The organism is Leptospira barantonii (assembly GCF_002811925.1).
GTDB classification, from domain to species: domain Bacteria; phylum Spirochaetota; class Leptospiria; order Leptospirales; family Leptospiraceae; genus Leptospira; species Leptospira barantonii.
In genome coordinates this window covers 186,825-199,843 of record NZ_NPDS01000007.1, presented here as the reverse complement: position 1 = coordinate 199,843, position 13,019 = coordinate 186,825, and the positions used below count along the sequence as shown (strand labels likewise).

Annotated in this window: 11 protein-coding genes; 7 read left to right on the top strand and 4 right to left on the bottom strand. The window is 41.0% G+C overall.

The genetic code is table 11. The features are described from left to right. Nucleotides 1-14: 14 nt before the first annotated feature. The 3 genes from dnaA to CH367_RS15950 form a co-directional block, all read right to left on the bottom strand. Nucleotides 15-1,358, bottom strand: a complete 1,344-nt coding sequence (gene dnaA / locus CH367_RS15960; RefSeq protein ID WP_208862010.1) for a chromosomal replication initiator protein DnaA — start codon at nt 1,356-1,358, stop codon at nt 15-17. Nucleotides 1,359-1,662: 304 nt separating this feature from the next. Further along, nucleotides 1,663-2,589: a hypothetical protein gene (locus CH367_RS15955; RefSeq protein ID WP_100763489.1), complete on the bottom strand. Its 927-nt coding sequence runs from the start codon at nt 2,587-2,589 to the stop codon at nt 1,663-1,665. A gap of 18 nt (nt 2,590-2,607) precedes the next feature. After that, the gene (locus CH367_RS15950) at nt 2,608-3,531 is read right to left on the bottom strand and encodes a branched-chain amino acid transaminase (protein ID WP_100763606.1); all 924 of its coding nucleotides are present in this window, start codon (nt 3,529-3,531) and stop codon (nt 2,608-2,610) included. A gap of 142 nt (nt 3,532-3,673) precedes the next feature. Here CH367_RS15950 and mnmG point away from each other — a divergent pair, with 142 nt between their 5' ends. Further along, on the top strand, nt 3,674-5,581 hold the full coding sequence (gene mnmG, locus CH367_RS15945) for a tRNA uridine-5-carboxymethylaminomethyl(34) synthesis enzyme MnmG (protein WP_100763488.1): 1,908 nt from the start codon (nt 3,674-3,676) through the stop codon (nt 5,579-5,581). A gap of 475 nt (nt 5,582-6,056) precedes the next feature. Then, nucleotides 6,057-6,647 carry a DUF1963 domain-containing protein gene (locus CH367_RS15935; protein ID WP_100763486.1) on the top strand — a complete coding sequence of 197 codons (591 nt, stop codon included), beginning with the start codon at nt 6,057-6,059 and terminating at the stop codon, nt 6,645-6,647. A gap of 142 nt (nt 6,648-6,789) precedes the next feature. Here the strand turns inward: CH367_RS15935 and CH367_RS15930 are convergent, their stop codons facing one another. Beyond that, entirely contained in the window at nt 6,790-7,518 is a 729-nt protein-coding gene (locus CH367_RS15930; RefSeq protein ID WP_100763485.1) for a hypothetical protein, read from the bottom strand. A gap of 153 nt (nt 7,519-7,671) precedes the next feature. Here CH367_RS15930 and CH367_RS15925 point away from each other — a divergent pair, with 153 nt between their 5' ends. From CH367_RS15925 to CH367_RS15905, 5 genes are all read left to right on the top strand, one after another. Beyond that, a complete protein-coding gene (locus tag CH367_RS15925) occupies nt 7,672-9,126 on the top strand; it encodes a M20/M25/M40 family metallo-hydrolase (protein WP_100763484.1) in 1,455 nt (484 codons plus the stop codon). Between the two features lie 392 nt (nt 9,127-9,518). Beyond that, entirely contained in the window at nt 9,519-10,283 is a 765-nt protein-coding gene (locus CH367_RS15920; protein WP_100763483.1) for an RsmG family class I SAM-dependent methyltransferase, read from the top strand. After that, complete coding sequence (locus tag CH367_RS15915; RefSeq protein WP_100763482.1) at nt 10,261-11,022, top strand: ParA family protein; 762 nt, start codon at nt 10,261-10,263, stop codon at nt 11,020-11,022. Before CH367_RS15920 ends, CH367_RS15915 begins: the two co-directional genes overlap by 23 nt. Before the next feature lie 2 nt (nt 11,023-11,024). After that, nucleotides 11,025-11,900, top strand: a complete 876-nt coding sequence (locus CH367_RS15910) for a ParB/RepB/Spo0J family partition protein (RefSeq protein ID WP_100763481.1) — start codon at nt 11,025-11,027, stop codon at nt 11,898-11,900. 60 nt (nt 11,901-11,960) lie between these two features. Beyond that, entirely contained in the window at nt 11,961-12,989 is a 1,029-nt protein-coding gene (locus tag CH367_RS15905; protein WP_100763480.1) for a metallophosphoesterase, read from the top strand. Nucleotides 12,990-13,019: the final 30 nt, after the last annotated feature.

The following is a 13,019-nucleotide window of genomic DNA, read 5'->3' as shown; positions in this document are numbered from 1 at the left end:
GAAAAAATTCGATCTTATTGAAGTTTATATTTGGAGCCGATCCGCTCGATTAAGAAACGCATTTCCTTATTATTGGAAAGAAGTTCCTCGGCTTTACGAACTCCATGAATCACGGTTGTGTGTTGAGTTTGAAAAAGTCTTCCCACTTGGGATTTATTGACTTTGAAAACGTTGTGTAATAGATAAAAACAAATATGACGTGGAACGATGAGTTCTTTTTTTCTGCTCTTTCCCATAATCTCGGCGGCGTTTAAATTGAATTCCTTTGCAACCGATTCTATGATTCGATCGTGAGAGAACTCTACATTCTTTTTACGATAAAGACGATTCTTTACGATTTCCTTAACCTTTTCCAGATTTAGGAAAAGCAAAGAATAGGATTTTTTATAAAGATAAATATCGTTCAATGCGCCGAGAAGAAGTCTTGTATCTTCTTCAATTTGGTCCGCTAAAAAGTCGAGAATGTCTTCGCTCAAACCTAGATCCATGATCTTAGAATGATGATTTACGATTCCCTTTCGAATCTCTCGATCCGGGTATTGAATGTCCGCTTGGACCCCTGTTACGAATCTGGATTTTAATCTTTCATGAATCGCAAGTTCGGAACTCGGGCGGTCCGATGCGATTACGATTTGTCTTTTTCTTTCGAAAAGAAAATTGAATAAAGAGAAGAATTCATCCTGCGTTTTCTCCGCGTTCGTGGAAAGAAGTTGGATATCGTCTACAAGAAGACAGTTGTAGGATTGATACTTCATCTTAAAACTTTCGATGAGTTCTCTGGATTGAAGTGCGAAACGAAACTCGTTCATAAACGAAGAGATGTCAACATAACAAACCGTTTTCCAAGGATCCTTCTTAAGAAGCTCGGAACCGATCGCATGAAGCAAATGCGTCTTTCCAACTCCCACACTTCCGAACAAATACAGAGGATTGATTTCGGCGGGTTTACGTACACATTCCTTCGCGGCCGTGTAAGCAAGACGATTGCAATCACCTACGATGAAAGTTTCGAACGTGTAATCCGGGTTGAATTGGAAATCTTTTTGATCGAATGACTTTTCAAGAATGGATTGAAGCGGAGAAGCGGCCTTCGATTCGATTAAAATTTCGACGGGAATCTTATCGCCACAAGCTTCTAAGATAGCGTTTTCAATGATGCTTTGATATTTTCTTTCAACGTGCGTTTTGATTGTGGCGGACGGCGCGATGATAATACATTTTTCGGAGTTAAGCGCCTCTAATTTCAGAGTATCGATGAACCGTTCATAGTATTGAGGAGATATTTTTTTAGACACTTCCTCCAAAATTTTATTCCAAACTAGGTTCAACGCTTCCTCCAAAAATAATAAAACAAAAATCCCTCGCACGAAGGGGCTTTTACGGGTTCGAATCGAAAAACTTTTCCGATTCGGTTGAATGATACGATTTTCGACTTCGTCTTCGGAGTTCCGACGACCTATGAACGAGAATACAGTATTTTTAGAATAACTCTTGTACTCAAATGAAAATTCCGGAATCCGAATTCTTGGCCAAAAAAAGGAGAAGTTTATGTTTGGGATAATTAATTATGTCACAAAGGGGAAACTCGAACGATTCTCTATTTCGACTAACGCATGTTAACGTATTTTTGACGGTAGTTACATTCTAAAAATAGAATATAGATCAAAGAGAAAGACGAAAAAACAATCTGGAAAGAGCGATAGTATCGATTCCGATGATTCTTTTATGGAGTTCGGCCTTGAACTGAAAGATTGCTTCTATCTTTTGGAGATTATTTTCGTAACCGGTTCTCGTATATTCGTAGATCAAAACAAGACTTACTAGCTCCAAGAATTCTTTGTAAGAAAAATTCTCTTTCCACTCAGGATGTTCGTCTTTGTAAGAAAGAATCCAAGACTCGAGTTTTAAAAGATCGAGTTGTGTTTCGAGTCTATCCTTGATTTTTTCCTGAACAAGATCCGTTACTTCTTGAGGACATTCCGATGACGTAAGACTTCCTCCCTGAAACGGAAGAGTGGAAACTCCGAGTGTCGCGTTGATTTTTTTCAGATCGTTCTGATTTAGAAATTGGAACGGAACACAGATCGCTCTACTTACGATGGTCTCTTTAAGTTTATCTATATTGTTTACGATAAAGATAAACCTTGAAAACGGCGGAGCTTCTTCCAAGGATTTTAACAATGCGGTCTCCGCTTCGTTACCGATGAGAGAAGCGTCCGGAAAAACGATAAAACGAAATCGTGAAAGATGAGGACGATAGTTTAAACGGGAACGGATCAACCATCGAATCGAAAATTCTTCGGGATTGTCTTCGCTTCCGATAGGAATGATCTTACCGCTTTCTTCTGGAAACCGAATGTAATCGGGATGCGAGTTGTGCATGAATGCTTTGCAAGATGCGCAGACTCCACAGGAGTTTCCTTCGAAACACAATACATTCTTAATAAAACGTTCCGAGGCGGATTCTTTTCCGGTTCCGTCCGGTCCGTGAAAGATTAGGAGAGGAGGAATCGTCTCCGGCTTCGACACATATCTTTTTAAAAAAGTAAGAGCAACTTCTTGTCCTAAGATATCATCGAGTTGAAACACGAAGTAGTTCCTTCTTTCTCAATAAACCGGAGTCAACCAGTGTCTGTATTTTTCGTCTTTGTTGATCACTAAGTTGAAAAAGAGACTTTGAATCTTTTTGGTGATCGGCCCCATCTCTGCGTTGCCGACTTTTCTATGATCGATCTCGGAAACCCATGCGATCTGAACTCCGGTTCCCGAAAAGAAAACTTCATCGGAGATATAGAGTTCGCTTCTGGAGATATCTCTTTCGATCACTTCGATTCCGTTGTCTCTTGCGATTTGAAGAACGCTTCTTCTTGTAATTCCTTCCAACAAAGAAGAATTGATTCCGGGTGTGATGATCTTTCCGTCTCGGACTAAGAAAATATTCTCCGCCGAACCTTCGCTTACAAATCCTCTTGAGTCCAAGAAGATCGCTTCATCGAATCCGTTTTGAACCGCTTCCGATTTTGCAAGAGCCGAATTCACGTAACCGCCTGAAACTTTGGACAAGGTCGGGATGACTGCGTCGTCGAATCTTCTCCAGCTGGAAACCATCGTCTTCAGTCCGCGCTTCGTATCCAAGTAGTCGTTCAATTGAAGAATGTAAATTGCGAGTTCGGTAGGAACGTCGTGAAAGCGAGGTGAAAGTTGAAGCGCAGATGTATAAACAAAAGGACGAAGATAAATGTTTTCTTTATAACCACACTGACGAATCAAGTCGAGGGTTATGTCTCTCAATTCTTCTTTTGTCTTATCGAGTTTCAACTGCATGATGCGAGTCGAGTTAATGAGTCTTTGATAATGGTCTAAGATACGGAAGAGGTAGATGTTATCGGTGTCTTTATCGTAGTAACCGCGAAGTCCGCCGAAGACTGTGGTTCCATATTGAAGCGCGTGTGTTTGGATGCTGATCTTTGCTTCGGATTCTGGAAGGATTTTTCCTTCGAAATAGGATAGTTTCTTGATGGATTCAGCCATGGAACGGGAACCTGATAAGTGATATAATTCCATGAATCAATATATCGGGTCTGCTGTCGATTCATCTTGCGATCGAAGCGCCGAACCTTGCAAAACATCTCGTTCTAAATTTAGTAATTAATTTTCAGGAAGTTTAATCTCGATGATCGAATCCAAGAACCAATCTTTTTTCCCGAATCGTTTTGATTGTGTCGTAGTCGGCGCAGGTCATGCGGGTTCGGAAGCCGCTTACATCGCTTCAAAAGGTGGAGCGAAAACTCTTTTGATCACGATGAACTTGGACACGATCGGTCAGATGTCTTGCAACCCTGCGATCGGTGGTATCGCTAAGGGACATATGGTAAGAGAAGTCGATGCGCTCGGTGGTATCATGGGCAAGGTTATCGATAACACCGGAATTCAATTCAAGATGCTCAACACTTCTAAAGGTCCGAGCGTTTGGGCGCCGCGCGCGCAAGCCGAGAAGAAAGAATATCAACTCAAAGTAAAACATACTCTGGAAGCTGAGAAGAATCTTTCAATTCGACAAGACACCGTAGAAGAGTTGCTTATCGAAAACGATCAAGTGATCGGAGTAAAGACCGGGCGTGGTTTTGAAATTTATACGAATCATGTTATCTTAACTACAGGAACATTCTTATCTTCTCTCGTTCATATAGGAACGTATCAAAATGAAAACGGAAGAATGTGCGAACCGACGGTCAAAGGTCTTTCCAAGTCCTTAGCGAAATACAATCTTAAATTGGGAAGATTGAAGACGGGAACTCCGCCTCGCATTCATAAGAACTCCGTCGACTTAAGTGTCCTTGCAATTCAAGACGGCGATCCGAACCCTTCCCCGTTTTCTTTTTCAACGGAGAAGATTACTCGAAGACAAATTCCTTGTTATATCACTTACACAAACGCCGAAACTCATAGGCTCATTCATGAAAATTTAAGTTTGTCTCCTATGTATTCGGGACAGATTCAAAGTACGGGTCCTAGATATTGTCCTTCGATTGAAGATAAGGTTGTACGTTTTGCGGATCGTGAAAGACATCAGGTTTTTCTTGAGCCCGAAGGTTATGAAACTTCAGAGATCTATCTCAACGGAGTTTCAACAAGTCTTCCGGAAGAAGTTCAGTGGAGATTGGTAAGATCTTTGAAAGGTCTTGAGAATGCGGAGATCGTTCGTCCCGGTTACGCAATAGAGTATGATTACGTAGATCCGACCGAGTTGAAGCCGACATTGGAAACGAAAAAGATAAAAGGACTTTATCACGCGGGACAAATCAACGGCACTACCGGCTATGAAGAAGCGGCGGCTCAAGGTCTTGTCGCGGCTTATAGTGTTCTACATTCTTTAAAAAATTTAGATCCTCTTTTGTTCAAGAGAAGCGAGTCTTATATCGGAGTTCTAATCGACGACTTGGTTCACAAAGGTGTTGAAGATCCGTATAGAATGTTTACTTCACGAGCCGAGCATAGACTTCTTCTCAGACAAGACAACGCGGATCAGCGACTGACAAAGTATGGTTATGATCTTGGTCTTGTGGATCAAGAAAGTTACGATCGAATGAAAGATAAATATGAAAGAGTGAATTCTGTTCGAGAAAGAATCTATCAGATTCCGTTGAAACCTTCGGATGAATTTCAGAATCTTTTGGATCAGAAGGGAATTGAGAACTACAAGTTCGGTATGAAGTTGGATTCTTTTTTGAAACGTCCTGAGATTAAGATCGAAGACGTCGAGTTTATGATTCCCGAAGTAAGTTCTTGGTCCGAGTCTGAAAAGAATATTCTCGAGATGGAAATCAAGTATGAAGGTTACATCAAAAGAGAACTCGAAATGATTCAGTGGAAGAACAGGTATCTCGATCTTGCAATTCCTGAAGATATTAATTACGAATCGATCGCAGGATTGAAAAAAGAAGCGATTCAAAAGTTAAAGAACCACAAGCCGATGACCTTGGAGAAGGCCGGACAAATTTCCGGAGTGGATCCGAGTGACATCGATCTTTTGCTTTATCATATCAAAGGAAAAAGAAAACAAGAAGCGGAAGCCTCTTGATCTTTGTTTGTTCTCTCGCGGAAAGAATTGTTGGAACGACTACTCGGGTTTGAGATTTTTTCTGCAAGTTACTCGAAGTCGTGATTGCGCGGTCGGAGTCGCAAGTCGGAACTCCGACAAGAGAATCCGATTTCCCGTTCGCGTTTCACATGAAACGTTTTTTAGAAGCCCGGAACTTCCGGGCTTTTTCTTTTATAAAGCCCCTTCTTTTTATACCGCTTCTCTCTGATCGTATTGATCGAAGTAAAATCTCTGAAGCAAAAATGCTTATATTCACCGCTTGCATTTCGGATTTATTGTTACTGATCCTACATGTGGAAAGCCCATTTATATTTCCGTATATCCGGTAGAATATTTTTACTCGCTCTTTTAAAGAATCAAATGCTACATCTGCCAATCAAGAAGAGATGTCTTAGTTCAGTAATGTTGAGTTAAGATTTCTGTTGTTGATCATAAAACATAAGGAACCTTTCCAATGAAGCCCATAAAAATTATAGTTTCCTCCCCGTCAGAAGTTGATTTAGGAAAATCTAAGTTCGGCGGTCACCCTAACCTTCCCTCTGGAACTTTTTATCCGCAGAACGATTCGGAAGAAGACATCCCATTTTTATGCCAGATCAATCTGAAAGATTTTGAAAATGAAATCTCCCCGACGGGACTATTATTATTTTTCTGTCAACTCGATGATACAACCGAGTATGGAAGAGTCATTTTCGTGGACGAAGAACAATCTTTGAGTTCAGCAGTCCCGCAAAATATCGATACGAAGTATATGGATATCGAATACCCGTTCTCGACATACCCAATCTCATTTCAGGAAATGAATGATGTCGATAGAAACAACAAAGACTACTTTACGACGATGAAAATTTCCCGTATTGGAGGAGCGGTCTTTGTATCGGGTGCGGATTATTCTAAAGAAGATCGAATTTCACTTCTTCAAGTGAATACGAATGAGATCGGCGACTTGAAAGGAAAGGTAGAGAGCGTTCTTCATTTCTTTATAGATAAAAAGGATTTGGAGCAGAAGAATTTTGAAAATGTTTTTGTAATCAGTCAGCATTGAAGTTCAATCGGGAGTCTCTAAAAGCCTTACGGTCTTTAACGATTACTTCTTAAGATCTTCTGCAGAGTAATATCGATATAAAGACTTCGGTAAGGGTTAGAGGTTCCCGTCGATCGCTCAGCCTATCCTTTCCAAGAAAAAATCATTTGTAGATCAGTTCGTGGGTTTTTTGAAGCTCCCACTTATTGTTCTGTTTCACGTGAAACGTAAAACTCTGGAGCTGATTGTTCGCACCGTAGTTGAGTTGATTCTTTCTCTCTTGTTCGCCTTGAACATTGATACGAGTCAGTAACTTACCCTTCTCATCATACTCGAACTTAGTGGAAGCGATCTGTTTCTTTTCTTCGTTATAGATATTTTGAATCAGAACTCTCGGATTTTTATCATCTTGAATTAGAGTAAAAGTTTCTATTTCTTTTGAATCCGGCCAATTGGTTTGTCCCGATTTTACGAATTCCTTATCCCAAGAATTGATGTTAGACTTTAGAAGAAGTTTATTCTCTTTATTAAAAACTTCTACGAGATCGATTTGGCCCTTCGGATTGTATCGAAAGGTTTTTGTTTCGAGAAGAACATTGTCCTTATCGAAGAGTTCTTCGCGAACTACCTTCCCTTCTTTGTATTGGAATACGGTAGAGCCGTCCGCATTTCCATCCGCGTTTAGATAAGTTTCTTTGATGAGCTTGCCGGAAGAATCATATTCATAAGCGGCGGAATAAACAACTTCACCGCTTGCATTCTTAACTATCTCTTTTACGGGGCCGTTGGTGTTGTTTCCGAAAACATACTTATCGATATGAGACCATTTGCCGGGAGTAACTCCGAAGATAAGACCGGGAAAGAGTAAGAAGAGAAAGAAAACTCGAAACATAGTATAACCTCTACCCTACAATCATCGGAAAACGATCCAAAAGGTTAACGGCAAATCAAAAACACGGACGAAAAACAAACAAAATCATCGATGTAAATGCCTTGAAAGGAAAGAGGGACGCGTTATTTTCTTCCGCACCGAGGAGAATTACAAATGAATTGGAAGAAGATCGCGTTAGGCTTTTTAGGAGCCTTTGCTTTGTTTTTACTATATACGATTTTTATAACAGAAAAAGGGATTCAATCCTTATCGCCGAAATCCAAGTTTGAAGAGCGAGACTATGGGAAACTCGCTGAAGAAGCGTCCAAGGATTTACAAACTTATCTAAGAATCAAAACCGTTCGCGGGAATGAAAAGCAAGCGGCCTTATTTTTGAAGAGTCTTTTCGACAAACGCGGAATCAAAACTGTGATCTTTGATGTTCCCGGAAAACCGGAACGAGCAAGTATCATGGCCGAGATCAAAGGAGAAGAATCGCAAGGTGGTTTGATTCTCACCAATCACATCGATGTTGTTGAAGCGGATGCAAGCGAGTGGATCGAACCTCCATTCTCCGGTGTAAGAAAAGGAGATCGTATCTATGGACGCGGTGCGGTCGATGTGAAAGGACTCGGCATCATGCAACTCTATGCATTCATTCTGATTCATGATTCCGGAATGAAACTCAAAAAGAATCTTATGTATCTCGCAGTCTCCGATGAAGAAAGTCGTTCCGAGTTTGGAATGAGATTCTTAATTGCAAAACACAGAGATATTTTCAACGGATATGAATTTGTTCACAACGAAGGTGGTGTCGGAACAAAGGACGTGGTCGTTAAGGGAAGTAAGATCTTCAACATTCAGCACGCCGAAAAAGGAGCCGTATGGTTGGACTTGGAATCCGAAGATATTTCCGGTCATGGAAGTACACCTCCGATTCAATACGCCGCTCTCAACCTCATCGACTTTATAACCGAACTCAAAAAGATGAACGAAGTAGTTATCATAAAAGATGAAACAGCTTCCTTCTTTTATCAGATGGGAGAAGTAAGTCCTTTCCCGAATTCATTTGTGTTGAAACGTTCCCGCAATCCTTTACTCGGAACGATCTTAAACGGGGTGATTCGATCCAACAAACATCTCCGAGCGATGACAAGCAATTCGGTAAGTATTACGGGAGTTGATACTCACTATGCGGGTATCAACGTCATCACTTCGAAAGCGAATGGAAGTGTTGATATAAGAATTCTTCCCGGATACAACGAGAATGAAATTTATGAAAAAGTAAAAAAGCTCGGCGAGAAGTTTCGAGTTAAAGTTACCGCAAGGCATCTTGAACCCGGAACAACTTCTCCGGTCGATTCAAAATACTTTAAGATTCTATCGGGAGTCGTTCAACAAGTAGTGCCGGGTGCGGTGATCACTCCATTCTTATCGCCGGGCACGACCGATTCTTCTTACTTAAGAGTCGCGGGCTTTAAGTGTTACGGTTTGATTCCTGCGTTGATGAGTTCGGAAGAGATCGATGGAATTCATGGGAAGAATGAAAGCACCACGATCGAACACTTAAAGATGGGGATTGAAATTCTTCATAAGGCAGTGATCGAGTTTAACAACGCCTCGGACTGATTTGTTTTCAAAGTTCAGGGTGAGAATTTTCACTCTGAACTTTTTCGATCGCGATATGAGTTCCTTTTCAGTTTTTGAATCTTTTCTAAAATTCCTTTCTTAAACTTCTCTTTAAATTTTTCCACCGTCGCGTTGCAGATGCGCGTGCAGGAAACTCAAGTTGGTTTTCTAAGTTCGGTGGGAGTTCCTACATTTCGAAGTTTTATCGTATGGTAATAAATTTGTATGAGATCCTTCAGATTACGTCGCTTCGAGTTCGGTGAATGCTCTCGAAGTCTTATCGAATGGTAAACTCGTGTAAGAGTTCCCACAACTTCCGGAAATCTAAAGGAACTGAAGACAAGAACTCGAAACTGTGAAGACAAAATGGAACAAAATTCTAACCTAGCAACATGCAAGATCCCGAACAATTCTCCATCGAATCGATTACCGAGAGATTGAGAGAAAGATTTCCGAAAGAAGCCGACGAAATAATTTATTTCTTTGATTGGGAACTCGTATGCAAGTTCGCATTGTTCCTCAGGGAAAAAAACGAAGCCGGTGGATTTTTTTCGAAAAGAGATTCGGAAGAAATTTTAGACCGTCACGTTTTGGAATCGATCTATCACGTGTATCGTATCACCAAAAAAGTCGATTCTTGGAAGGGAATTCAACTCGGAGATGCAGGGACTGGGCCGGGAATTCCGGGCTTTTTCTTTCGGTGTTTGAAAGATCATCCCGTTGTCGTATTAATCGATTCTCAAAAAAGAAAACTTTCTCATACGGAAGAATTCGTTCGCATCCATCGAATTTCAGATCTGAAATTTCAATTCATTCGAACTGAGGAGTCAAAATTGTCTCTGAATTATGTCGTATCGCGAGGATTTATTCCTTATCCGTATAGCGCCGAAGCAGTTTGTAATTTGATAAAAGTCGGAGGGACTTATGTCCCATTTTTAGGAAAACATGATATAGATACAAAACTGGAAGATAAGGTTCTTTCTTATTCCGGTTTCAGTTTAGAATTTTCAGAAGATTTACCTTCTCTTGAATTTTTAGGCATGCGACATATTAAATTCTTGAAAAAGGTTTCTAGCCCGAGGCATGGTTATCCAAGAGCTTGGAAGGATATCAGCAAGGAGACTAAGGGCGGAAATGGGAAAGATCGTATCGATTAGCAATCAAAAGGGCGGTGTCGGAAAAACGACAACCTCCATCAATCTCGCGGCCAACCTTGCTTCGATCGGAAAAAAGGTTTTGATCATCGATATGGATCCGCAGGGTAACTCCGGCTCCGGTCTTGGAATCGAAATCAATACACTCGGAAAAACTTCGTATGAGTTACTGTTAGGTGAATCTTCCGCAAACGAATGTATTCAAAGAACAAACGTAAATAATCTTCATATCATTCCTTCCAATATCAACTTGAGCGGCGCCGAGGCGGATCTTCTTGCGGAAGATCAAAGAGAATATAGACTGAAAAACGCAACCGCGGAACTTCGGACAGAATATGATTACATTCTTATCGATTGTCCTCCTTCTTTGGGAATTTTAACGATCAACGCTCTTTGTGCCGCCGACAGTGTGATGATCACTCTTCAAACGGAATACTTCGCGTTGGAAGGTCTCACCCAATTGATGAAGATCATTTCCCTCGTGCAAAACCAACTCAATCCTTCCTTGGAACTGGAAGGAGTTCTTCTGACGATGTTCGATAAGAGAACCAATCTTGCGAATCAAGTCGCCGAAGATGTTAAGTCTTATTTCAAAGATAAAGTTTATACGACCATCATTCCAAGAAACGTAAAATTAAGCGAAGCTCCTTCTTTCGGACAAACGATCATGAGTTATGATCCGGAAGGAGTTGGCGCTCAGAGTTATAGAAGTCTTGCTCTGGAAGTTGCAGGGAAGAATTAAGAATGGCAATCAAACCCAAAGCCCTCGGTAGAGGTCTTGGAAATTTAATTCCGGTCAACGAAAACAAAACGCCGATCGAATCTTCTTCGGACGGCGCGCTCCGTGAAATCAAGATCAGCGAAATTCGCCCCAATCCGGGCCAACCAAGAAAAACTTTTTCGGAAGAATCTCTGAGAGAACTTTCGGAAACGATCAAGGCTCACGGAGTTATCCAGCCGATCGTGGTTAAACAGTTGGACTCGGGTTATGAAATCATTGCAGGTGAACGTCGTTACCGCGCTTGTAAACTTGCCGGTTTTGTAAAAATTCCTGCGGTTGTTAAGAACGTTTCCGAAAATCAATCGATGGAAATGGCGATCATCGAAAACATTCAACGAGAGGATTTGAATCCGATCGAAGAAGCGCTCGCATATAAAACTCTTTCCGAAAAATTGAATTTAAAAATCACCGATATCTCCACACGAGTGGGTAAGAATCGTTCCACGATTTCAAATTTGATTCGTCTTCTTCAGCTTCCGGATTCGGTTCAAGATCTGATTAAAAACGGAAGAATTTCCGAAGGTCACGCAAGACCTCTTCTTTCTTTAGCCGATCGGAAAAAGATAGAACAACTCGCGTATCAAATCGCCGAGAAAGGTCTGACTGCAAGACAGGTAGAAGACTTGGTTTCCAATCTTACCGAAGAACGTTCTTCCACGCCGGAAAAGAAAAAACCTCGCAAAGACGTGAACATCGTAGAGTTGGAAAATAAATTCCGCAGAAAATATTCTATGAAAATTGAAATCGGTCATAATCAAAGTTCCGGCAAAGGAAAGATGACGATCGCTTATCCGAATCTTGAGGCGATGGAAAAAATCCTAAACGCTTTGGGTCTTTAGTTTTCCACTTTAGAATTCCAATCAAATCGATCATAGCTCCGTTGTTGAAACGAGATAGTTATGAGAGACATTGTAATCGGAGATATTCACGGTTGTTACGATGAGTTGATGTCGCTTTTAAAGGCGCTCAACTATTCGGAGGAAACGGATCGGATCATATCCGTTGGGGATATCGTAGATCGCGGACCCGATTCCGTAAAAGTATATCAGTTCTTTAAAGAGAATCCAAAACATATCGTGGTTATGGGCAATCACGAAAACAAACATCACAATCAGGTCCTTTCTTATTCTCAAGAGATCGTTAAAGTTCAGTTCGGAACTCGTTACAAAGAATTTTTAGAATGGGTACGGAATCTTCCTCATTACTACGAAACCGAATCGGCGATTATAGTTCACGCCGCGATCGAACCGGATGTTCCATTGAAGGATCAGAAAAAGGAAGTTTTGATGGGAAGCACTTCCGGGGAAAAATATCTTACGAATAAAATCGGATCGGAAGATTGGACGAGTCTGTACCAAGTTCAAAAGCCGGTCCTCTTCGGTCATCGTGTCGTTGGCGATGTCGCTCGAATTTACGGCGATAAAATCTATGGACTTGATACCGGAGCTTGTTTCGGAGGATTCTTAACTGCGGTAACTCTTCCCGACTTTCGGATCTATTCGGTGAAGGCCGATCGAAATTACTGGAAATCGGAGATGGAAAAATGGCAGGTCGAAGTCGTTCGAGCGAAGCCCTGGAGAACGTTCGAGTTTGAAAAAATTCAAAGAGAAATTTCGAAAATACGAAATTCTAAACAACCGGAAGTCGCCGAATTTATTTCCAATGTGGAGAATTGGTTTCGATCTTTGGAAGACGTCTACGGAAGAATAATCGAGAATTTAGAACGTAAAACCTCGCTGATTTTGGAGGAATTCGGCGTGGACTCTTTTATAAAGGCTACGAAAGAATACGAATATAACGTTCTTCTAATTTTGTCTCAGAAAAAACGACTGAACGTGAAACACCTGAAGGATTCTTTTAAAACCCCCGGAAAACTATTTCAATTGATGAATCAGTTGGATTTGAAAGTGAAAGATCCGTTTCCGTAATGAGAAAACGAAAAAACACCGGACTGTATA

Bases quoted from the DNA above. Each gene is read 5' to 3' on its own strand.
- CH367_RS15950 (WP_100763606.1), bottom strand. From the start codon at position 3,531: ATGGCTGAATCCATCAAGAAACTATCCTATTTCGAAGGAAAAATCCTT.
- mnmG (WP_100763488.1), top strand. From the start codon at position 3,674: ATGATCGAATCCAAGAACCAATCTTTTTTCCCGAATCGTTTTGATTGT.
- CH367_RS15935 (WP_100763486.1), top strand. From the start codon at position 6,057: ATGAAGCCCATAAAAATTATAGTTTCCTCCCCGTCAGAAGTTGATTTA.
- CH367_RS15930 (WP_100763485.1), bottom strand. From the start codon at position 7,518: ATGTTTCGAGTTTTCTTTCTCTTCTTACTCTTTCCCGGTCTTATCTTC.
- CH367_RS15925 (WP_100763484.1), top strand. From the start codon at position 7,672: ATGAATTGGAAGAAGATCGCGTTAGGCTTTTTAGGAGCCTTTGCTTTG.
- CH367_RS15920 (WP_100763483.1), top strand. From the start codon at position 9,519: ATGCAAGATCCCGAACAATTCTCCATCGAATCGATTACCGAGAGATTG.
- CH367_RS15915 (WP_100763482.1), top strand. From the start codon at position 10,261: ATGGGAAAGATCGTATCGATTAGCAATCAAAAGGGCGGTGTCGGAAAA.
- CH367_RS15910 (WP_100763481.1), top strand. From the start codon at position 11,025: ATGGCAATCAAACCCAAAGCCCTCGGTAGAGGTCTTGGAAATTTAATT.
- CH367_RS15905 (WP_100763480.1), top strand. From the start codon at position 11,961: ATGAGAGACATTGTAATCGGAGATATTCACGGTTGTTACGATGAGTTG.